Raw genomic sequence first — 23,403 nt, forward strand, 5'->3', positions numbered from 1 at the left:
CTATATAAATATTAGGGAAGTCAACAGAACTCATGTACTCAAAAAATACACAAAAGCTTGTAGAAATACATATATCTGAAGCTAAAAAACATGCATTACAGTTGTTCGCTTTCACCAGCGCCGTATTCCCAGCAGAGTGGAGTAGCTCTTGGAATGAAGTAGTTACTTTTAGCCTTCTAGAATTTTCATTTCATGCCAGGAAAGTTAACGAGTTATGTGAGTTTAAAAATGAGGCTTTTCCTAGCATTAATCAGTTAATGGTTAAAATATCTGAGAATGACCCTGGGAATTGGGAAACCAATTACCATTTTGCCTTAAATGCTTTTATACATATTAAGTCTTTCATAATTGGCCAAGCGCACGCTGACCATAGAGTTATATTTCCGAGTTCATCGGCCAACTTACAAACAACGTATGTAAAAATTGAAACGGACAAGCATCCAGAAAAAACCATCAGCATTTGTGGTTTAGTCTTTTGTTTTTTAAATCATGTAATACCTTTGCTAAGGAGTAAGTATCCTGATTTAAAGTTTTAATCGCGGCGTTAGCGATAGATTTCCTCATGGTCGTTTAATCCGTGAATCACTCTGTACCAGACTGATTCACGCCAACCACTAACACCCGCCCTCGTGCCTCTTTTTTGGCTCTTTGAGGGCGATTTTCCCCCTTAGGATAAATCAAATCTCCAGCGAACTGATTCAACGTCAACTTGATAAGGTTACAAGGTCAAAATAACGGGCTAGCCATCTTAGCTTCCTGTTGCTTGTAGCTCAGAACAATCAGATAGCCTTCCTTCTATTTGACTACATTTATGTGACTGGCACTGCAAAACCTGACTATTTTAGTCGGGATTAGTTGCCACAATCTAAAGCTGCAAATAATATGAATGTAAATTTATTGCTGCTCTGGAGCTACTCATGTCTGCTACTTCTGTCTCAAAAGATGCACAACTCCCACCCCATGGGTTTAATTCTCAACACAATCATTGGCTAGAACGAAAAATAGGTGAACTAGTGGCAGAAGACTTTCGCCGCGCACATGTGTTTAGTCAATTTGGTATCGATTTTTGTTGTGGCGGGGGTAAATCACTGGCGGTCGCCTGTGAGCGTGCAGATGTAGATCCCGCAAAAGTGGTTGCTGCGCTGAATGCCGCAACACTTACCGGTGGCAAAGAAGATGAATTAAATCAATTACCCTTAGATCAACTTATCGAATATATAGAATCAACGCACCATCAATACGTGCGCGAAAAAGCCCCTTTATTGGTCGAATATTCCGAGAAAATGATTCGCGCTCACGGTGAGCACTATGCCGAAATCGTTCCCTTTGCGGGTTGGGTACGAGCCTTAGTTGAAGACTTAATGCCGCATTTAATGAAGGAAGAAAAAATACTGTTTCCGGCGATCCGCGCCATGAGTCATGGAGAGCAGGTTGAGGCTTGCTTTGGCCATATTGGCAACCCTATCAATGCGATGCAACATGAGCATGAAGAAGTCGGTTTGATTTTGCAAAAATTACACGAGCTCACTAACGACTTCACACCACCTGAATATGCGTGCACTACATGGCGTGTGTGTTATGCCACTCTGGCAGAATTTGAGGCGGACTTACATCAGCATATTCACTTAGAAAACAACATTCTATTTCCTAAAGCATTGGGTCTGACTCAATAATTGATTAAATGTTTATCCCATAGCGGCTCCAAATTACGGATTATCCGCTTAACCTTGAGGCTAGACCTAAGTCTGGCCTTTCAATTGTTGACGTGCTACAACAAGTCATGTGTCGCTGACGGATAAGCTGCCATGACATTTCAATCATTTGCACTCGATGATATTGCCAATTTGCACGAATCGGCCCAAGTAGAATTTAAACTCGCAGGTGGCCGCGATGGCCAAGGTCAATTACCCGAAGACATTTGGGCGACTTATAGCTCTTTTGCCAACACTTTGGGCGGCGAGATCATCCTAGGGGTACGCGAAGAACGTGGCCATTTCAGCATTGAAGGCATTCCCAATCCGCTTCCCGTCTTGCAAGAATTTTGGGAAATCCTCGATGATCCGAGTCGCACTAGTCACAATCTTTTAGCGATTTCGGATGTACAGATTATTGAAATTATGAACAAAAAACTCATTCGTATCCGCGTACCACTGGCACCTGAGCAGCTAAAACCTATCTACGTAGGCAGCGATCCTTACACTGGAAGTTATTTTAGGGTGGGAGATGCCGACATGCATGCGAGCCGTCGGCAAGTCAATCTACTGCTACGCCGCGCCCATCTTTGCATGAAGCAACTCAAGGCGCGTTAATCCAGTAAATCTAACGTCCTGTTATTATGTTAAAAACCTGCTAATAGATAGCTGCCCATGGCCGCAATCGCCACGCCAGTAACGCGCATTAAATTGCGTTGCCCTGTCATCCGCTGCATTCCAAGGCCTATCATTACGCCGCCTAAATGGATGACTGCTGTACCAAATAAAAATCCTAGGGCATACAGGACTGGGCTGGCCAATGCTGGCATTTCGGCGCCGTGGGCGTGACCATGAAAAATCGCGAATACTCCCACAAAGGCCATGGCGAATAACAATGGGATTTGGCGATCAAAAGCGATGGCAAGGCCGAGCAACAATACAGAAAGGGCGATACCAATTTCAACGAAGGGAACGGCAATGGCGTATAAGCCTAAAATCCCGCCCACTAACATAAAGGTGACAAATGCTAAGGGGACAGTCCAAATCGCGCGGCCACCGAGCTGGGTGCTCAACATGCCCACACTCAACATAGCCAGCAAGTGATCGAAGCCCAATACGGGATGATTAAAACCCGACATGAAACCGCCACCTGAATGGATCTCATGGGCCGATACCGGCGCGATCCAACATAAAGTGAGCAGTAATAACAACCCAATACGCGCCATAAAATAGCCTTAGTCAGTGACTTTAGTGATATAAAACTTAACTTTAGTGCAAATTTGGCTGGCAAACCTTGATCTCAATCACCCAAAGATACAGATTAAAAATGCACGCTAAGCTAGTTTGCGTCGATAGCCAATACTTTTATCAAAGCGTCGAGGGAGGCGATTTCTAAATGGGGCAACAAGGCGGCTATCGGTAAGGAATCGACTCGACCAAAACTGGGATTTAGCCACACAGACTGGCACCCCGCCAACCGTGCACCGCGAACGTCGGCATTCATGCTATCACCAACATGCAGTAAGTGTTGCGGTGCAATCTTTAACCGCGAGCAAGCTAATGCGAACATGTCTTTAGCGGGTTTCATATGCACGCCATTACCTGGATGCAACACAAACTCGAAGGCATCACCTAAACCAATCCGCTCGGCATCCACATTGCCATTGGTGATCCCGACTAATCTAAAATGCTGCGATAAGCGCTTGAGTAATAAGAGCACTTCGTCAGACACTTGGAAATGACTGCGGTAAAAATAAAAGCATGCTAATCCTTGCTCGGCGCCGCGTTCGGCTTCAGTCGCCGAATACCCTAGCTGTATTAGGCCTTGGCGAAGCGTAGCTAAACGGGCTGCGCTAGTGTCGTGGGCGAGCTCACGATTTTGCTGCAAAAGTTGCAGTTTTAGCCTGCGCCAATCATGGGGTTGCCACGCCTGCGATAATGGATAAGTCTGCAACAAAAACGTCGCCAGCTCTGCCTCGGCATTTAAAATATGCGGCAGATTGTCGTACAAGGTATCGTCGAGATCGAAACTGATCGCTTGAATATGTTGAGGTCTAAGATAGCAACGCATTATTTATCCTGTGTTTTTTTTGCTCTAGGATGGGCGTTATCATACACCTTAGCTAAGTGTTGGAAATCCAAACTGGTGTAAATTTGCGTGGTTGCTAGGTTCGCATGACCCAATAATTCTTGCACCGCCCGCAAGTCGGCGCTCGCTTCTAACATGTGAGTGGCAAAGGAATGACGCAACTTATGGGGATGTACTCGCACCGATAATGCCTGCTCTTGACCCCATTTAGCCATGCGCGCCTGAATACTGCGATGAGAGAGTCGCTTGCCTTTTTCAGTCACAAATAAGGCGTTATCTTCACAGGGGATCTGCTTTCGGCAATTGAGCCAATTCTGCAGCGCAGTAATCGCTAAACGACCGACAGGGACGATACGCTCCTTATTGCCTTTACCTAAGACTCGCACTTCTTTCAAATCGTATTGCACACTGGATAAATTGAGCGCGGCAAGTTCTGCTAAACGTAAGCCACTGGAATAAAACAATTCCATCATGGCTTTATCACGCAGACTCAGCGGATCTGTACCTTCAATGTCCAGCAAGTGACTGATGGCATCGACATCGATATTCTTCGGCAGAGGTTTGGTCTGTTTGGGGGCACTTAAGCCTTTGGCGGGATTAAGCTCAATCACGCCTTCGCGCAGCAAAAATTCACCCCATTGTTTTACCGCCGATAAACACAGAGAAAGCGATCGCGGGCTTAAACCTTTGCGGTGCAATTTGGCTAACACTTGCTGCCAATGCTCGCGGCTCACATTGAGTAAATGCACGCCTTCGGGCAAGAGATCGCTACCGCGATTAAGCTCGTAAAGGTAATTCCGTACTGTATGGGCCGACAACTGCCGCTCGGTACTCAGATAACGTTCAAAGGTTTGTAACCATTGAGTATTTAATGCCGACACTTCGCCTGTTTGCGTACTCATATCGGTTTCCTCGTGGGTTTTGCCAAGCCTTGGGTGAGCAAAATCGCTCTACGGCCGTTACAGCTTGGCAAGCATATGCGCCAGTAAACGCCGCAGTTGTTCCAGCAGCATGTTATCCATATCAGGATGAAAATGGGTGACATCTTGGCTAGCAATGGCAAAAATCACCGGGTTGTCTTCCGACAATTTAGTCAGTGCCACCGAACCCACTTCGCTACCAAATAACCGTTTGGCTTCTTGCTGCGTTAGCCGACCAAAATAGTGACCTTTATGCAGCCTTTGATCCCATATTGCCTTCATATCGGCATCGAGAACGCTGATCAAACGCACATGACTGAAATTAAACTGTAATTTTAAACTGTCGGCTAAGATTTCTTTGAGTGACACTAGATCGGCACAATTCAGTAGTTGGAAGGATAACTCAGTATTGAATTGGTAAATTTTCTCGTTGCGCGCCGCCATCGTTAACAGACTGGTGATCTCTTCTTCCAACTGGCTGACTCGCTGGCGTAGCATTTCTTGACGACGTTCCACCAAAGAGATGGCGCCGCGCTCCAGATGGGGCAGACGCATTGCCAGCAATAGCTCAGGATAGCGATTGAAAAAATCAGGATTATCCAGCAGATACTCGCGAATAATCAACTCATCAAAGGGCACATTCGTCTGCGGCATCAAAGGCTCTGTCATAACTGAATTTGTCCATCGTAAACATGCTGCGCTGGGCCCGTCATCCACAAAGGTTTCCCCTCGCCTTCCCAGTTGATGGTTAAAGTACCGCCGGGTAAATCCACTCGCACTTGCTGGCCGAGCTTCCCTTGCACTTGACCTACAACCACGGCCGCACACGCGCCAGTGCCACAGGCCAAAGTTTCGGCCGCACCACGTTCATACACCCGCAGCTTAATGTGGCCTGAATCCACTACTTGCATAAATCCCACATTCACACCACGGGGAAAGCGCTCATGCTTAGTGAGCATGGCACCAATTTCAGCAACAGCGGCGCTCGCCACATCTTCAACGTCGAGCACACAATGGGGATTGCCCATAGAAGCCGCGCCACATAAAAAGGTTTGCAGCGGTGTTTGCAGTAAATAGGTTTTTTCGGCTTTCTTGGCTTTAAAGGGGATCAGACTTGGTTCAAGAATAGGCACGCCCATATTCACGGTAACTGTGCCATCTCGCTCTAAACGCAGAGTCATCTTACCTGATGAAGTGCTAACACGGATTTTACTCTTATTGGTCAATCCTTTATTGCGCACAAAACGGGCAAAACAGCGGGCGCCATTACCGCATTGTTCGACTTCAGTACCATCGGCATTGAAGATGCGATAATGAAAATCTAAATCGGGATCATAGGGCGGCTCAACCAAAAGTAATTGATCGAAACCTATGCCAAAGTTACGGTCGGCTAAACGGCGGATCTGCTCAGGCGAAAAGAACACGTTCTGCGTGACCCCATCGACCACCATAAAATCGTTACCCAGTCCGTGCATCTTAGTGAATTGGATCAAGATACTTATCCTTTAAGCCGAGGCGCCGCTCATTAAGTATGAAACCAAGCGCCTGAATCAATATAATTTTTCTAGTTTACGGCAGGAGTTGCTCACCTTGCCAGAGCTGAGACAATTTTTCTCGCTCACGCACTAAGAAGGCGTGCTCACCATCGACCATGACTTCGGCCGCACGAGGACGCGTGTTGTAGTTAGAGGCCATCGCAAAACCATAGGCACCACTCGAACGCACCGCAAGTAAATCCCCTGCCACTAAAGCCAGCTTGCGATCTTTACCTAAAAAATCACCTGTTTCGCACACTGGACCAACAATATCAAACTCATAGGCCTCAGAGTCCCTTGGCACGACTGGGATAATATTTTGCCATGCGCTGTAAAGTGCTGGGCGAATTAAGTCATTCATCGCGCCATCGACAATCGCAAAACGCTTGTCGCTGTTTTCTTTCAGATACAGCACCTGAGTAACAAAAATCCCTGCATTGGCGGCAATCGCACGGCCCGGCTCGAAGATTAGCTTAAGTTGACGGTCGCCCATACGCGCCAATATGGCGGCGGCATACACATCAGGATGCGGCGGAGTTTCAGCATCATAGGTCACCCCTAAACCGCCACCCACATCAAAATGCTCAATGACGATACCTTGTTCAGCCAGACGATCGATCAACGCGAGCATACGATCCATTGCATCGAGGAAAGGTTGAATTTCGGTCAATTGCGAGCCGATATGGCAATCGACACCTTTCACTTTTAAATGTGGCAAAGCATGGGCACGGGCGAAGACGGTTTCGGCCTCATCCATAGCGATACCAAATTTATTTTCTTTAAGACCAGTCGAAATATAGGGGTGAGTACCCGCATCCACATCGGGATTGACTCGCAAAGAAACTGGTGCCACTTTACCTAAACGACCTGCGACCAAATTTAACTGCTCAAGCTCGGCGCTCGACTCGACGTTAAAGCAGTAAATGCCCAGATTAAGTGCCTGTTCCATTTCGGTCGCAGTTTTACCCACGCCAGAGAACACCACTTTAGCGGGATCGCCGCCCGCTTCAATCACTCTTGCTAACTCACCACCCGAAACGATATCAAAACCACTGCCTAAACGTGCCAACACATTCAGTACGGCCAAGTTCGAATTAGCTTTAACCGCGTAACAAATCAAATGTGGATGATCTGCCACGGCATTATTAAAGGCATGCCAATGGCGCTCTAGCGTGGCGCGGGAATAGATATACAGCGGCGTGCCATAGGTTTGAGCTAAGTCGGCGACCTGGCAGCCTTCGGCGTGCAGGGCATTTTGTTGGTAGAGAAAGTGATCCAATGTCTGATTCCTTACTGCGCTTTATCGCTGCGATAGTGATGATAGTTATAGCTGCTATTATTGTTGTGTTTTTTGTACTTCGATGGCTCGAATTTCGGTTTTAATCTCTTCTACTTCAGGCTCAGGTTTAGACGCTTCAACCTTTTTAGGCTGATTCACCTCTGTGGCCGGAGATCGATAGAGGGGGCCCTTCTGGCCGCATGCAGTAATGAATAGGCTACCAAGCAATAACAATAAAAACAGTCTCATTTTTCTCAACATCTGTGCATCTGGTGACTAATGGCCTTATAATCGCACCCATCTTGACGAAAGCAAAGGACAGAAATGCATGGCCATGACAGATACAGAATTTCACCAGCTCGCCGATGACATGTTCCAAGCCATAGAAAATGCGATTGAAACTGCGATTGATGAGCAAGATGCCGATCTTGATATCGATGCCAGTGGCAACGTATTGCAATTAGAATTTGTTGATGGCTCTAAGATAGTGATCAACAAGCAAGAACCTTTGCATGAGATTTGGGTCGCCACACGCTTTGGTGGATATCACTTTGGTTTTGTTGAAGGTAAATGGATGGACGGACGAAATGGCGGCGAGTTTATGCCATTCGTGCAAGAGTCTATCGAGCGCCAAGGCGGCATTAAGCTTAGCTTCTAATCTAAGCCTGTCGTAGTGCAAAACAATAATGGGAGCCTTAGCTCCCATTATTTATGTTAAAAACCAGCTAAAACTCAGTGTCTTGATCGCTAACATCGATACCGAAAGGCGCCACCGTTAACTCTCCGGCTACCCGCACTAAATGGAAAAATTGCGGAATATTAAACCGCGCCCGTGAAGCATAATGCTCATCGAACACATAGTGATGGCTCACTTTATTTACCAACTCGGCCATGTTTGATCCCGCCTGCACGTAATGGCTTAGTTGATTTTCCTCATCGAGGATAAATACATCCAAGTTATCGACCCGTTGGCGTAGAAAATACTGAATAGCGCCTTTAGCCGCATAGTTTTGCACCACTTTCGGCATACTCGAAAAGGGATCGTCACCTAATTCAGGCCGCGGCAATAGTACAAGATGACTGCGGGATAACTGTTGATAAAATGACTTGGCATCGCTCAAGTCCTGATAAGCCATACCTAAAGGATTAAAAAAGATCCCATAGCGAGTACGACTTATCTGCAGTGGCTGCACTAAGGTGCTGGATTGCTGCACTTGTTGGCACAAACGCATGGTTTGTTTTAGTAGATTTTTCACTGCTAATTTAAGCTGTGGGCGTAACTTCTGTGAACAGCTGATCACATCCATATCCACAGGTAAACTGGCCCGTCTTAGCCCCGGCGTTACAAAGGCTAAGGCTTGCAATACCGCGGTATCGCCTTCGAAGCGATGACACTGCCATTCACCCCAACTATTCAAGCAAATCGCATCTAACGCACCAAGCATATTGGCTTTTTTACGCCCGAGTGAGAACACGTTCGCATTCATCACATCGACCATCATTTCCTGTCCTTGCCATTCAATGGTGGGATCGCAATCCAGATTGAGCACGAAAATCAGCTTACGAAAATGCCATGGCTGGCATAAGTCACGTTTAGATACACGCCAATCGTGGTCGATAAAATTCAGTAACCGCTTAGAAGCTTCGGTAAGCCGTTTCGACTTTGCCTTACTCTGACCATATTCATGCCATTGAGTACTCGGCGTCGAGATCCCATTTAAACATGCCCAAATCATTAAGGCTGAAGGGGTTTTTCCCTTACATATTGCCGACTCGCCTAACAAATTTTGTGGCTGAGGCCCTTGTCGATACAGATAATATTGACGCTCGCGGGAGCTTGAGACCATAGTCACTTCGGACTCAGCGACTGAAGCACTCCACAGCAGATTCAGCTTAGCGATTTGGTCTTCATCTTGACTAAAATAGGTATGCAACTTGCGAGTCAGCATTCCCAAATCTTCAATCCGCAAACCTTCATTTAACTCATGTGTCGATGCGAAGCGTAATAAGGTTTGGTAGCTTGCTAATAACAGTTCATTCAGTTGCTCGTTAAACCAATTGAGCTGGCCACTATGCCAATGTTCACAATTGTCTAAAGTGCTAATCAGACTATCCGGCCATTGCCAATCCTGCACCAGCTTTTGCAATTTAGGATAACGCCAATCTTTGCCCTCTTGAGTTCGACTCAAGTGCACGCCACATTTTAAATAGAAGCAGCGCCGCACTATCTCTAGTCGGCGAGTATCATTCTGCTTAAGTAAATAGGTTTCGATAATCTCATAGATAGAGTAATAGGCATCATTCGAAGTCGAAAAATCACCGGCGAGCGTTTTCTGCCATAAGTGATCACAAAGCAGAGTTGAATGGGGATAATCACTGGCATAAGCCTCGAGTAGCAATACTTTAATCAGTGCCTTATGGGGCTTTTCTAAGCCCTTGTAGAGCTGCCATAACGAAGCACCAAAGTACTCACTCGCAGGTAATTCATGTACATCGCCTAAGGACAAGAGCGCAGGATTGAGTTTAGCGTCTGGCCACCATGCAATCGTTTTACCCGCCAAACGAATTTGACTGCGATAAAACTCTTCAAGTAATAACCAATGTTGCATACTACCGCTATGCTCATGGGCCATTGCTGATTGACATCCACGAACGGCTTTACCGCCACAAAACTGCTGCGGATGAACTAAGTAAAAATTCACCTCAAACTGATACTCGGCAAACCAAGCAGTCAATCGAGTCGCTTTAATCTTGATTAGCGCCAAATCCTCAGCACACAGATCGGCCCTATGTACTAACCAAACATCGACATCGCTCTTGGCATTTTGGCCAAAACTGCCAGTACTCCCCATCGCATAAACGCCTTCAAAGGCATTGATATCCGCTTCTTGAGTAGTAAAAGGCAGCGAGAACACATCGCAGGCCTGGGACTCAGTCTCACCAACCTGATACTCGTTGATTCCACAGGGCGTATTGGCGGCATGATAGCCAGGATACTGAACACCGTTCTGGTGAATTAAAAAAGGGATCAAATGGAATAAGTGTTTTTGTAGCGGCGATAGCAAAGCTAGGGCGCGTGCAATACGTACCTTATTAAGTCTTTCTGCTATATCAGGAAACTGTATTTGCCGATCCATTCAAAAACACAACACTTAAGCACTTATGGGAAATGTGCTCATGTTAACACTTTTACAAACTCGAGCAACTAAACGTGAAGCCCGTCACACTTTCACGGTATCTAGAACATCGCCAACTTCAAAGAATCGATACGGCTTCCTTACATAAACGATTTGCCAATGTTAGCATTGGCGCAACTAAGATCTTTGATGGAAACTAGGCATGTCTGAGAACCGCATACGTATCGCAACCCGCAAGAGTCCGCTGGCCATGTGGCAAGCTGAATTTGTTAAAGCCGAATTAGAACGCATTCACCCCGGTATTATGGTGGAATTGCTGCCAATGAGCACTAAGGGCGACGTTATCTTAGATACGCCGCTAGCCAAAGTGGGCGGTAAAGGGTTGTTCGTCAAAGAGCTTGAAGTCGCCATGTTAGACGATCTTGCCGATATTGCGGTGCACTCAATGAAAGACGTGCCCGTCGACTTCCCAGAAGGCTTAGGCCTTGAAGTTATTTGCGAGCGCGAAGATCCCCGCGATGCCTTTGTATCGAATTTATATAAAACGATCAGCGAATTACCATTAGGCGCAACTGTGGGCACCTCGAGCCTACGTCGTCAATGCCAACTGCGCGCATCACGCCCTGACCTTATTATCAAAGATTTACGCGGTAACGTAGGCACTCGTTTAGCTAAACTTGATAACGGCGAATACGATGCCATTATTCTTGCCGCTGCAGGCTTAATTCGCCTGAAATTGTCTGAGCGGATTGCCAGCTTTATTTCTGCCGAAGAATCCTTGCCCGCCAACGGCCAAGGCGCTGTGGGTATCGAATGTCGCACCAACGACGAACGCGTTAAGGCCCTACTGGCACCATTAGAACATTTAGAAACGCGCTACCGTGTGATTGCCGAGCGCGCGATGAACACGCGCCTAGAAGGTGGATGCCAAGTGCCGATTGGCGCATTTGCCGAAATCAATGGTGATGAGATGACATTACGCGGCCTAGTCGGTAACCCTGATGGTAGTGAAATCATCGAAGGCGTGATCACAGGTCCAAAAACCGACGCCACGCAATTAGGGGTTGCCCTTGCCGAAGAGCTATTGAGCAAAGGCGCAAAAAGCATACTCGACGCTGTTTACGCTAAAGCCTAAGTCGATGAAAGTCTTACTGACGCGCCCTGAAGGGCGCAATCAGTCCATGATCGATGCCTTGAATCAACAAGGCATTAGCCATTGGGTTACACCTCTACTGTATGTCGAAGCAACACCGCCCATCACAACGAATAACTCGCACCCACTGGCACACGCCGATATGATTATCTGTATCAGCGCCAATGCAGTCAGCTTTGCCGACTATGCCTTAACAACCGCTCATTCTCGAATAAAAGGCTGGCCTCAAGCTCAATATTTCGCCGTAGGTCATGCGACTTGGGAAGCATTAAATCAGCTCGGCATTGAAGCCCTCGAAGCCCCAGATGATTGTCAGCAGACCGAAGGTCTACTCACGCTCGCGCCTTTGCAAGATATTAAAGGTAAGCAGATTACGATCATACGTGGCGTTGGTGGCCGTGAAGCCTTAGCTGAACGACTGGCTGAGCGCGGGGCAACAGTGCGCTATTGGGAAGTATATCAACGGGCTTGTCCACCACTCGATGGACAACAGATCGCACAACAATGGCAAGAGTTTGGCATCGACACTATTGTCGTCACCAGCGGTGAAGTACTGGATAACCTGATTAATCTAGTGCCAAAAGAGTTATTTGCATGGCTGCGCTCATGTCATATCATAGTCCCAAGTAACCGAGTAGAAGCTCAAGCTCACGCCTTTGGTATAACCCAAGTCACCAATGCCAATGCCGCCAACAGCAAAGCCGTGCTAAACGCCCTTAAACTCTAAGCGCTATTTAGCCCGATTTAACTCGAATTTCGGCAGTAGCATGTTTTCAAGGACTGTTAAATGGATAACAACAAGCACGACGCAAAGAGCCCTGAATTACAGGCTACCTCTATTATTGAACCATCAATAACGACTGATGACACGCCCGTAACTTTAGCGCCATCTTCTGAATCCCAAACAGCCAAAGCCACACCTTCAAGCACGCCGAGTCAAACAGCAGTACCCAATAGAAGTTCATGGGCGATTCGCTTTGGGGTGTTATTAGCGCTGGGTTTAACCGCTTGCACCCTTGGCGGTGGTTTTATGCTGTACCAACAGATGCAACAGCAACTGCTAGCGCAGGATGCGAAAAATATCGCCCTGCAGGACCAATTACAGCAAGCCCTGCTAAAACCCAACCAACGTATTGGCCAGCTTGAACAGCAACAACTGAATGATGCTAAGACCTATCAAGAATTAACAAAATTGGCAGAAGACCAAAATCAACTGCAGGACAGGATCAATAAACTCGCCCAACGCAGCCCAACGCATTGGATGGCGTCAGAAGCCGAATATCTAGTAAACATGGCGGGCCGTAAACTTTGGTTAGAAAAAGATCCCCGCACCGCCACCGATCTATTAAAGTCGGCGGATGAAACCATCGCCGCCATGAACAATCCCGCTTTGCTACCTATTCGTAAAGCTCTGGCAAAAGATATCGCCGCGACTGCAAGTATTAAAACCACAGATATTGATGGTAGTGTATTAGCACTCGATGCCTTAATTGAGCAACTCGATAAACTACCCCTTAATCGCACCGATGCAGAAACCGATGCCCCTGAAGATACAAACATTACTGGCGATTTAAATGACTGGCAGAGCAACTTAGGGAAGACGTGGAAAGCGTTAACCCAAGACTTTATCACCATACGCCATAGAACAGCCGATGCACCCGCTTTACTCGCTCCTGAGCAACAGTGGTATCTGGTTGAAAACATTCGTCATAAACTGCTGCAATCTCAACTTGCGTTATACCGCTACGACAGAGCCGCTTATCACCAATCATTAATGATGGTGCGTAAGTGGATTCAAACCTATTTTGATACTCAAGATCACAGCACTGCTGAAGCCATCGCCAAAATCGATAAATTGGCGACATTAGAACTTGATCCTATTACTCTGAAATCCTTTGCCGCAAAACCTCTGCTATTACAGCTGACAAGCTATGGTGAGCTGACCTCATCAGAGGATGTGCCATTATGATCAAGATATTAATTTTCTTAGGGATAATACTAATAGGGCTCTGCATTAGCCCTTGGTTGGTGGGCAACACAGGTTATGTATACATTGCGGCAGGTGACTACCAGGTTGAGACCAGTTTAGTCTTTGGGATCATTGCCTTAATTATATTTTATGCCATGTTCCAAGTCCTAGAATGGTTGGTGATTAGCGCCATTAATCTCATGCTGCGTAGCCGTTTTATTCCTCGCCACTGGCGCCGTCGCTCCGCGAAAAAGCATACCTTAATGGGTGCACTGGCTCTGGCAGAAGAAGATTGGCCAGCAGCGGAACGCGCTATGATAAAAGGCGCCGATAATGGCGAACTCCCTGCACTTAATTTACTTGCAGCAGCTCGTGCTGCCCAATATCAACAGAAAATAGCAGAGCGTGATCAATATCTTGACCGTGCTGCAACACAACCGCTGGCCGCGAATGCCGTCGCAACCACGCGTACTCGATATCTGTTAAAACAAGGAGAGTTAGCTTTAGCCCGCGCCGAGCTCGATAAATTAGCCCCCACAAGTAAGAGCAAAGCACCGGTACTCAAACTCGCCCTCGAGTTATATCAAGCACAAGAGGATTGGGATGCGCTCAAGCTATTGTTACCTATTTTGAAGAAGCGCCAGATCCTAGATGACACCCAGCTAAATGAACTCAATGTAATCACTCACTGCGCTTTACTCAAAGCCGCAACCATTAAAGGCGAAGAAGCCTTAGAACAATGCTGGCAGTGGTTATCTCGCAGTGAGCGCAATCAGTCTGAGTTTTTGGCGATTTATGCTGTGGGTTTATGCCGCTTTAATCGCAAAGAGCAAGCGCTGAAGCTACTCTCGAAAAAATTACGTACAGCTCCTGAATCAGCGCTTTTAGAAGTCATTCCAGAAATAACGACAGCCCAAGATACAGAAATCCGTAAGCAGTTACTCAAGCATGAAATCACCCATGAGAATAATGCCGACTACCAGATGTGCTTAGCTAAACTTTATCAGCAAACACGGGATATGAAAGAAGCCAGAACCTGCTGGCAAAATGTTTGCCGACTCGAACCCACAAAAGCCTCTTGGCTGGCGCTTGCACGGATTCAAGAACAGTTAGGTGAACAAGGTAACGCAAATCAAAGTTATCGTCAGGCGGTTAATCTGTAGTTCTACAATGCCTGCAACCTAGTCGCCGTGATTTGAGTAACGAAAGATCACGGCACTTGCCAATGCAGACATATTAAAACCCACTTAACTTGCCAAAATGTTAAAAACTAGATCGTGTCGCTTCTTTTCCGTAAAAACCACTCCCCCAATCCAGATTAATTTCTTATAACGATGCTTAATCTTAGAGTTAAAAAGTACTAAATACGGCCCTTTTTATAGATATAGCTACTACATCTAGTTACAGGTCTAAAAATTGTCACTTTTGCGTATTAAGATCCGTAAAACCGCATAAGAACAGGCGACACAAGCGCGTCAAAAAATTGACTTAAGTCGTTTCGTTAGCTAAAATTCCACCACTTGTATCACAGTGCGACATATTTGTTGGACTTGTGCGTCTATGGATTAACACACTTTGGCTGTTGGGAGCTTACTATGGGATCGGTAATTACATCAAAGAAAGGTTTGCTTAAGTTAGTAAAAGGGCAAATCAATGTCGAAGTTGATGGTTCAAATCAACCCGCTAAGGATGGCGAACAACTCCCTAAAGGTGCTGTGCTCCATATTGGCGAAAACGCAACCTATGAAATTACCTTCGATGATGGCACTAAGCTATCAAATGAAGTCGCGCCCAGTGAAACTACTGCAGCAGCCTCTGGCACGGCTAACGAAGCAGCCCTAGATGAAATTCAAGCATTACAAGATCTTATTGCATCCGGTGAAGACCCAACTCAGAACCTACCAGAAACCGCAGCAGGCAACACACCAGGCAGTGATGGTAACTCGGGCTATGTCACTCTAGCCCGTAGCGGCACAGAAACCATTGCAGCTTCAGGCTACTCAACAAGCGGCCAAGCACTGACTGGAACGACGGTCAATATTCCACAATTCACCATTGCAGCAGACTCACCTTCAGCACTTGCTAATGACAGCAACACTTCCAATGAAGATACTGTAGCGACTGGCAATGTGCTCGATAACGACACTGATGTAGATTCCACTCTAAGTGTTGTGAGCTTCGAAATCAGCGGTACCACCTACGCAGCAGGCACAGAAGTGACTCTCGAAGGTGGTGTTTTAGTTTTAAATACCGACGGCTCTTACACCTTCACGCCGAATGAAAACTGGAATGGCCAAGTACCTGTCATTACCTACACAACCAACACGGGCTCAACTGCAACGCTAACCATTAATATCAGCCCTGTCGATGATCCTTCCATCCTTGCAAATGACAGCGCCACAGTTGCAGAAGACACTGCAGCAACTGGCAATGTGCTTGATAATGATTCCGATATCGACAGCACCCTGTCCGTAGTCAGCTTCACTGTGAATGGCGATACCGTTACCGCAGGCACCACTGTTTCCCTAGAAGGTGGCAGCTTAGTCATCAATGCCGATGGTTCTTACACCTTCACACCCAATGCCAACTGGAATGGCCAAGTTCCTGTCATTACCTACACCACTAACACTGGTTCAACAGCCACATTAACCATTAATGTGACCCCTGTTGATGATCCTTCCATCCTTGCAAATGACAGCGCCACAGTTGCAGAAGATACCGTAGCTACAGGCAATGTGCTTGATAATGATTCCGATATCGACAGCACCCTGTCCGTAGTCAGCTTCACTGTGAATGGCGATACCGTTACCGCAGGCACCACGGTCGCCTTAGAAGGCGGCAGCTTAGTCATCAATGCCGATGGCTCTTATACTTTCACGCCGAATGAAAACTGGAATGGCGCGGTGCCGGTTATCACTTACACCACAAATACCGGCTCAACCGCCACATTAACCATTAATGTCACCCCAGTTGATGACCCGGTCGATGCAAAGGATGACGAGTACACCGTCAACGAAGATGGCTCCGTCAGCATTAACCTGCTCAGCAACGATATCGCCCTCGATGGTGGCTTAGCGATTAAGTCTATCAATGGCGTGACCTTGACCGGTCTCGCACAGAACATCGCCGTGAGCAACGGCACCGTGGTGATTGCCGCCGACGGCAGCATGACCTTTGTGCCTAATGCCAACTTCAACGGTAACATCAGCTTTGACTATGTGGCGACCGATGCCGATGGCGATATCGACACGGCCACCGTTAGCATCAACGTGAACAGCGTTGATGACCCGGTCGATGCAAAGGATGACGAGTACACCGTCAACGAAGATGGCTCCGTCAGCATTAACCTGCTCAGCAACGATATCGCCCTCGATGGTGGCTTAGCGATTAAGTCTATCAATGGCGTGACCTTGACCGGTCTCGCACAGAACATCGCCGTGAGCAACGGCACCGTGGTGATTGCCGCCGACGGCAGCATGACCTTTGTGCCTAATGCCAACTTCAACGGTAACATCAGCTTTGACTATGTGGCGACCGATGCCGATGGCGATATCGACACGGCCACCGTTAGCATCAACGTGAACAGCGTTGATGACAACGTTACAATTGTAAATACAGTGGGCCCATTAAATGTCTACGAGTCAGCATTAATAAATGGCACCGGAAGCCCCAGCTCAGGGCAAGTGTCTGCGCAAGGTAATATGACTATTACTGCCAATGATGGACTTAACAGAATAGAAATAACCAATTCAGCTGGCGTAACTTCAACATTAACCCTCGCGGCGTTAATGGCTGCGACATTCTCAACACCAATAGTCATTGCAGGAGCTGATGGCACGCTTTACATCACGGGCTATAACAATGGTTCATTAGAATACACTTATGCATTAACAAGTGCACAGACACACTCCTCTCAAGGTAATGATACTCTCAATGACAACTTCTTAGTTAAAGTCATTGATACTGATGGTGATACTGCAACATCGACAATAACAACAGCTATCCACGACGATATCGGCACTGCAATCGATGATAGTAATAGTGTAGATATTACTGTTGACTCGTTCATTGTGTCCGGTATAGAGGCAAGTTGGAGTTCAAGTCGAGTCACTGGAGGTACTAACATAAAGACATTTGATGGAGACTGGAACACTGGTGGAGAAGATAATGACTCAGCGAGAGATCAGCTTCGCTGGGGAACAACTGATAATAGTAAACAATCGGGTTATGGTTTCATGGATAATGATGCCGCGCTTAACGGTCAACTAGCCCTAAACCAAGATATTATTCTGGGTACATTTACTCACTACAACTACCCTATTGATTCAGGTACAGCAATAACTGCTGCATCAATGCAAATTACATTTAGTGTTACTGATGCATACGGAGTGACTACACCAGTTACGTTAATGCTCAACTTCAGTCACAATGAAACACCTAACTCCAGTGACCCAATGGCATCACGTGACATAGTTACTGTGGGACAAACGAGTGTAACCTTTAACTATCAAGGACAAGTTTATACAGTTCAGGTTATTGGATTTAAAGATGTAAATGGTCAACTTGTCACCTCAATTTATACAAATGAAAATGCTGCAACTAGTTATGAGTTAGTTGTTCGCATGGTTGCTGGCACTGGTTATACACTTCCTCATTGTGATGGTAACGTACTCACCAATGATGTAACTGGGGCCGACTCAGGGCTAATCATTATAGGGGCCGCCGCTGGCGATCACACTAATACAGGTGTAGCAGGGAATATAGGAATTAGCATTGTTGGACTATATGGCACTTTAACTCTTGATGCTAACGGTAACTATCACTATCAAATAACAGCAAATGCTAGTGATGTACCTTCTGGTGCAGTTGAAACATTTACTTATACTATGCGCGATGCCGATGGTGATAAGTCTAGTGCCACGTTGACTATTAGTGTCAATCCTGTCGATGGCAATGGAGTTCCAGTAGCAGATTCTAATCACATAACAACTGAAGGGGCAACACTCAACGATACATTTATTGTCATTAACGGAGAAAATGGCACAAACCAAAATCAATTAAATGTTAACTTTGGCGGCAACAAAGCTGGTGTAATAACAAATCAAAGTGGTAATGATATTATCACCAGTGGAGCAAACTTAACGAGTTACAGTACAAGCAACAAACAAGTTGTTAGTAGTGGTGATGGTAATGACCATATTGAAACAGGTAAGGGCGATGATGTTATCTATGCAGGCAAAACAGGAGCAACTGGATTTGGTTCTGATGACTCTTTACAATTATCTATCAGTGATATTTTATCACACCATATTATGTCAGGTGGCTTATCGACCATAGTTGATAGCGATGGCTTGTTGCTCGCAAATGATGTCGCATCTAAACAAGCGGACATAGTCAATGGTGGTAGTGGTAACGACCGAATTTATGGACAATCTGGATCAGACATTCTTTATGGGCATACTGGCGACGATTATATTGATGGCGGTACCCATAACGATGGAATTCGTGGCGGAGAAGGAAATGATACATTAATTGGCGGACTAGGTGATGATGTGTTGAGAGGTGATTCAGGTAGCGATACCTTCGTTTGGAATAAAGGAGAATATGGAACAGACCATATCACTGACTTTAATATCCATGAAGATAAATTGGATTTAAGCGATTTACTCCAAGGTGAAAGTAACAACACACTACATAGTTATTTAAACTTTAGCTTAGTTAGTGGTTCAACTGTGATTGATATCGATGGCAATAAAGACGGTGTGTTTGAGCAGCATATCGTTCTTGACGGTGTTGATTTGTATAGTGCGTATAACACTACAACAGAGACTGGCATTATTAATGGCCTACTAGGTACTAATGGCAGCGGTCCGTTAATTGTTGATACTCAGCCAGTCACACCAGAACTAAGTCCAGGTCTTGCACCATTGAATAGCAATGAGCAGCATAATATCCCTTAGATAAAATCGTTTGGATGGCCTATAGAAATATAGGCCATCATGACCGATACTTGCATAACCATATAAAAATCCAAAGGATAAGTAATTAGGTGTCAGCTGCAGCTTCTGAAAAAATTGATCAATGGACCATTTCAGCCTCACAAAGAGTGTTAGTGGATCCTTTGCTGGATTGTTTAGTGTTACTCACTGAGCATTTTGGCAATCCGTGCTCGAGCGATTCGCTTGCGGCAGGTTTACCCTTGTCAGGTACCGTGTTATCACCCGACTTATTGCCTCAGGCAGCTTCAAGAGCGGGTCTAGCGGCTAAGCTGTCTCGAAAAGGCTTAAACGAAGTATCACCTATATTGCTCCCCTGTATTTTATTATTAAAAGACAAAAAAGCCTGTATATTGCGAGAACTTAATGTTGCATCAGATAAAGCAATTATTCAATTACCCGAGACGGGCGGTGAAGAGACACTGACAATTGAGTCGCTCGAAGCCTTATATGTGGGATATTTATTCTTAGTCAAACAAGAATACCGTGGCGACATGGGCTTCGATGTTTATCTACACGATAATAAAACCCACTGGTTAGTACAAACCCTCAAAGATTCAGCACCCATTTATCGTGATGCATTAATCGCTTCTGTATTGGTGAATTTATTCGCCTTAGTTTCACCGTTATTTATTATGAATGTGTATGACAAAGTCGTCCCAAACCTCGCCTTTGAATCCCTTTGGGTTTTAGCGATTGGTGCGGCGATTGCTTATATGTTCGATCTTATAATGCGGCAACTTAGAAGTTACCTCATCGATGTTGCAGGAAAAAAAGTAGATATTATTGTGTCTTCGCAACTTTTTGCTAAAGCGATAGGTATTCCCCTAGAAAAACGTTCTCCTAGTATCGGCGGCATGGCGAAACAGTTAGGTGAATTCGATAATATTCGTGAAATTTTAACTTCGGCAACGATCACAACTTTAGTCGATCTCCCCTTCGCGATATTTTTCTTAATCATTATTTTTATTGTCGCAGGTGATCTCGCTATAGTTCCAGTCATTGGCGGCATCATCATTATTGGCTTCACGCTTTATATTCAACCTAAACTCAAAGCGGCAATCGAAGAAGGCAATAAATTTTCAAGCTTAAAACATGGGCATTTAATCGAGAGCTTATCAGCGCTAGAGTCAATTAAAGCTAATGGTGCTGAAGGAATTGTGCAAAAAAGCTGGCAACAGATGATAGGCCACAGTGCAAACTGGCAATTAAGGTCAAAAAAGCTCTCCAACTCTGTATCGAACGTGGCGAACTTTACGGTGCAATTTACCGTTGTCTGCGTGGTGATTTTGGGCGTTTATCGTGTGGCTGATAATGCGATATCTATGGGCGGAATTATTGCTGCGGTCATGCTATCGAGCCGCGCCATTTCACCTATGGCACAACTTGCAGGCCTGATGACTAGAGCAAACCACACAGCCAGTGCACTACGCCAACTGAATGAAATCATGACTCAAGAAGATGAGTTTGAAAATAAAGGACATTTAGTTAGCAAACAAAGACTCATAGGCAAGATCAATGCTGACCATGTTGGTTTTAGTTATCCAGGTTCTGAAAAGCCTGTACTGCATCCGATGTCGCTAACGATTAATCCTGGCGAACGCATTGCCATTATCGGTCGAAATGGTTCAGGTAAAAGTACGCTAGCTAAGCTACTGGTCGGGCTATTTCAACCCACGGCAGGAAGCTTGCGCTACGACGGTTTAGACTCAGCACAGATTCATCCGAGTGATTTACGTCGTAATTTTGGCTACTTACCCCAAGATGTCACCCTATTCCATGGTTCTATTCGCGACAATATTTTATTTGGTACACGTCAAGTCACTGAACATCAACTCATCCGCGCGGTACAGCTTTCTGGTGTGAGTCAATTCACCAACCTAGAAGCAGAAGGCCTAGACCAACAGGTCGGCGAAGGCGGCATGTCACTCAGTCGCGGACAAAGACAAACTGTCGCTCTTGCTCGCGCCACACTTAATGATCCCCCAGTGTTACTGATGGATGAGCCTACGGCGAGTTTAGATGCTCGCGCTGAACAACAATTTATTCGTTCAATGCAAAATGTCAGCAAAGATAGAACGTTAATTCTTATTACCCACAAGATGCATTTATTGCAACTCGTCGACCGCATTATTGTACTTGAACGCGGCCATGTGGTTGCCGATGGACCTAAAGCAGAAGTGCTAGAAAAACTCAATTTTGGCCTAGTGAACGGAGAGGCTAAAAGATGAGTAAACATTTAACAACAAACGACTTAGACATGGTTGATGATGTCTATGGCGCCATGATGACAGACGCTCCCAGCGGACACAGATTAATCATATGGGCACTTGCTGCTATGGTAGCGTGTTTTTTACTGTGGGCGGGGTTTGCTCAATTAGATAAGGTTACTACTGGAACGGGAAAAGTGATTCCTTCATCACAAGTTCAAGTTATCCAAAGTCTAGATGGCGGCATAATGCAAGAACTCTACGTTCAAGAAGGTGAGATAGTCACAAAAGGGCAGCCTTTAGTGCGTATTGATGATACCCGCTTTCGCTCCGACTTTGCTCAACAAGAGCAAGAGGTTTATGGCTTAAAAACCAATGCTATCCGCATGCGTGCCGAACTCGACAGCATTCTCATATCAGACATGACATCAGACTGGCGCGAGCAAGTGCTCGTTACTAAAAAAGCCTTGGTATTTCCTGAGAGCATCATTACCGCGGAACCCGCCTTAGTGAAAAGACAACAAGAGGAATACAACGGACGCTTAGATAACTTAAGTAACCAACTTGAGATCCTCGTACGTCAAATTCAACAAAGACAGCAAGAAATTGATGATCTCGCCTCTAAAACAACGACATTAACGACGAGCATGCAGCTAATATCCCGCGAGCTTGAACTCACTCGACCTTTAGCCAAAAAAGGTATTGTTCCTGAAGTTGAGTTACTCAAACTCGAACGCACGGTAAACGACTTGCAAGGTGAATTGAATTCAATGCGTTTACTCCGCCCTAAAGTAAAAGCGGCATTAGATGAGGCTATCTTAAAACGCCGTGAAGCCGTATTTGTTTACGCTGCAGAGCTGCGCGCGCAGCTCAATGAAACTCAAACCCGCCTCTCTCGCATGAATGAAGCACAAGTTGGCGCGCAGGATAAAGTCAGTAAGGCGATTATCACCTCCCCTGTTAATGGCACCATTAAAACCACACATATCAATACACTGGGTGGTGTAGTGCAACCTGGGATCGATATTATCGAGATAGTACCGTCGGAAGATCAACTGCTGATAGAAACTAAAATCTTGCCTAAAGATATCGCTTTCTTACATCCAGGATTACCCGCCGTAGTAAAAATTACCGCCTATGATTTTACCCGCTATGGCGGCCTTAAAGGAACTGTCGAACATATTAGTGCCGACACTTCTCAAGATGAAGAAGGCAATAGCTACTATCTCATCAGAGTTAGAACTGCAGAATCTAGTTTAACCAAAAACGATGGCACACAGATGCCAATTATTCCGGGAATGTTAACTTCAGTTGACGTTATCACGGGGCAAAGATCCATACTTGAGTACATTTTAAATCCAATTTTAAGGGCTAAGGACACAGCGCTCAGAGAGCACTAAGCCTTTTTTTTATAAACCGGGAGG

Annotated in this window: 19 protein-coding genes; 11 read left to right on the plus strand and 8 right to left on the minus strand. The window is 45.8% G+C overall.

Features of this window, described 5'->3' with window-relative positions:
• Positions 1-32 precede the first annotated feature (32 nt).
• The 3 genes from GWI56_RS13115 (at position 33) to GWI56_RS13125 (ending at position 2,309) form a co-directional block, all read left to right on the plus strand.
• Positions 33-536: a hypothetical protein gene (locus GWI56_RS13115; RefSeq protein WP_198573127.1), complete on the plus strand. Its 504-nt coding sequence runs from the start codon at positions 33-35 to the stop codon at positions 534-536.
• A 381-nt stretch (positions 537-917) separates the two neighbouring features.
• Positions 918-1,673, plus strand: a complete 756-nt coding sequence (ric, locus tag GWI56_RS13120) for an iron-sulfur cluster repair di-iron protein (RefSeq protein ID WP_198573128.1) — start codon at positions 918-920, stop codon at positions 1,671-1,673.
• A 132-nt stretch (positions 1,674-1,805) separates the two neighbouring features.
• A complete protein-coding gene (locus GWI56_RS13125; protein ID WP_105250431.1) occupies positions 1,806-2,309 on the plus strand; it encodes an ATP-binding protein in 504 nt (167 codons plus the stop codon).
• 29 nt (positions 2,310-2,338) lie between these two features.
• On the opposite strand, the gene GWI56_RS13130 is transcribed toward GWI56_RS13125, so the two are convergent.
• The 7 genes from GWI56_RS13130 to GWI56_RS13160 form a co-directional block, all read right to left on the minus strand.
• The gene (locus GWI56_RS13130) at positions 2,339-2,917 is read right to left on the minus strand and encodes a HupE/UreJ family protein (RefSeq protein ID WP_198573129.1); all 579 of its coding nucleotides are present in this window, start codon (positions 2,915-2,917) and stop codon (positions 2,339-2,341) included.
• A 113-nt stretch (positions 2,918-3,030) separates the two neighbouring features.
• Positions 3,031-3,762 carry an HAD-IA family hydrolase gene (locus tag GWI56_RS13135; RefSeq protein ID WP_198573130.1) on the minus strand — a complete coding sequence of 244 codons (732 nt, stop codon included), beginning with the start codon at positions 3,760-3,762 and terminating at the stop codon, positions 3,031-3,033.
• The gene (xerC, locus tag GWI56_RS13140) at positions 3,762-4,682 is read right to left on the minus strand and encodes a tyrosine recombinase XerC (RefSeq protein WP_131523372.1); all 921 of its coding nucleotides are present in this window, start codon (positions 4,680-4,682) and stop codon (positions 3,762-3,764) included. Before xerC ends, GWI56_RS13135 begins: the two co-directional genes overlap by 1 nt.
• 57 nt (positions 4,683-4,739) lie before the next feature.
• Complete coding sequence (locus GWI56_RS13145) at positions 4,740-5,369, minus strand: DUF484 family protein (protein WP_173496192.1); 630 nt, start codon at positions 5,367-5,369, stop codon at positions 4,740-4,742.
• Positions 5,366-6,193, minus strand: a complete 828-nt coding sequence (gene dapF / locus GWI56_RS13150; RefSeq protein ID WP_105250436.1) for a diaminopimelate epimerase — start codon at positions 6,191-6,193, stop codon at positions 5,366-5,368. Before dapF ends, GWI56_RS13145 begins: the two co-directional genes overlap by 4 nt.
• Before the next feature lie 76 nt (positions 6,194-6,269).
• A complete protein-coding gene (gene lysA / locus GWI56_RS13155) occupies positions 6,270-7,514 on the minus strand; it encodes a diaminopimelate decarboxylase (protein ID WP_173496191.1) in 1,245 nt (414 codons plus the stop codon).
• A 57-nt stretch (positions 7,515-7,571) separates the two neighbouring features.
• Positions 7,572-7,763: a lipoprotein gene (locus tag GWI56_RS13160; protein WP_168825920.1), complete on the minus strand. Its 192-nt coding sequence runs from the start codon at positions 7,761-7,763 to the stop codon at positions 7,572-7,574.
• Positions 7,764-7,842: 79 nt separating this feature from the next.
• Here GWI56_RS13160 and cyaY point away from each other — a divergent pair, with 79 nt between their 5' ends.
• Positions 7,843-8,172: an iron donor protein CyaY gene (gene cyaY, locus GWI56_RS13165; RefSeq protein WP_105250439.1), complete on the plus strand. Its 330-nt coding sequence runs from the start codon at positions 7,843-7,845 to the stop codon at positions 8,170-8,172.
• A 67-nt stretch (positions 8,173-8,239) separates the two neighbouring features.
• Here cyaY and GWI56_RS13170 read toward each other — a convergent pair whose 3' ends face one another.
• Entirely contained in the window at positions 8,240-10,651 is a 2,412-nt protein-coding gene (locus GWI56_RS13170) for a class I adenylate cyclase (protein WP_105250440.1), read from the minus strand.
• 202 nt (positions 10,652-10,853) lie between these two features.
• Here GWI56_RS13170 and hemC point away from each other — a divergent pair, with 202 nt between their 5' ends.
• From hemC to GWI56_RS13205, 7 genes are all read left to right on the plus strand, one after another.
• A complete protein-coding gene (gene hemC, locus GWI56_RS13175) occupies positions 10,854-11,786 on the plus strand; it encodes a hydroxymethylbilane synthase (protein WP_198573131.1) in 933 nt (310 codons plus the stop codon).
• A gap of 4 nt (positions 11,787-11,790) precedes the next feature.
• Positions 11,791-12,531 carry a uroporphyrinogen-III synthase gene (locus GWI56_RS13180; protein ID WP_198573132.1) on the plus strand — a complete coding sequence of 247 codons (741 nt, stop codon included), beginning with the start codon at positions 11,791-11,793 and terminating at the stop codon, positions 12,529-12,531.
• Between the two features lie 60 nt (positions 12,532-12,591).
• Positions 12,592-13,773, plus strand: coding sequence for a uroporphyrinogen-III C-methyltransferase (locus GWI56_RS13185; RefSeq protein ID WP_198573133.1), 1,182 nt, complete (start codon positions 12,592-12,594; stop codon positions 13,771-13,773).
• Positions 13,770-14,936 carry a heme biosynthesis HemY N-terminal domain-containing protein gene (locus GWI56_RS13190; RefSeq protein ID WP_198573134.1) on the plus strand — a complete coding sequence of 389 codons (1,167 nt, stop codon included), beginning with the start codon at positions 13,770-13,772 and terminating at the stop codon, positions 14,934-14,936. The genes GWI56_RS13185 and GWI56_RS13190 overlap by 4 nt, the downstream gene beginning before the upstream one ends.
• 432 nt (positions 14,937-15,368) lie before the next feature.
• Positions 15,369-19,733: a retention module-containing protein gene (locus GWI56_RS13195; protein ID WP_198573135.1), complete on the plus strand. Its 4,365-nt coding sequence runs from the start codon at positions 15,369-15,371 to the stop codon at positions 19,731-19,733.
• Between the two features lie 89 nt (positions 19,734-19,822).
• Entirely contained in the window at positions 19,823-22,000 is a 2,178-nt protein-coding gene (locus tag GWI56_RS13200; protein ID WP_198573136.1) for a type I secretion system permease/ATPase, read from the plus strand.
• Positions 21,997-23,379, plus strand: coding sequence for an HlyD family type I secretion periplasmic adaptor subunit (locus tag GWI56_RS13205; protein ID WP_198573137.1), 1,383 nt, complete (start codon positions 21,997-21,999; stop codon positions 23,377-23,379). Before GWI56_RS13200 ends, GWI56_RS13205 begins: the two co-directional genes overlap by 4 nt.
• The last annotated feature ends 24 nt before the right edge of the window (positions 23,380-23,403 follow it).

It is taken from the genome of Shewanella sp. DW31 (assembly GCF_015767295.1).
GTDB lineage: Bacteria > Pseudomonadota > Gammaproteobacteria > Enterobacterales > Shewanellaceae > Shewanella > Shewanella oncorhynchi.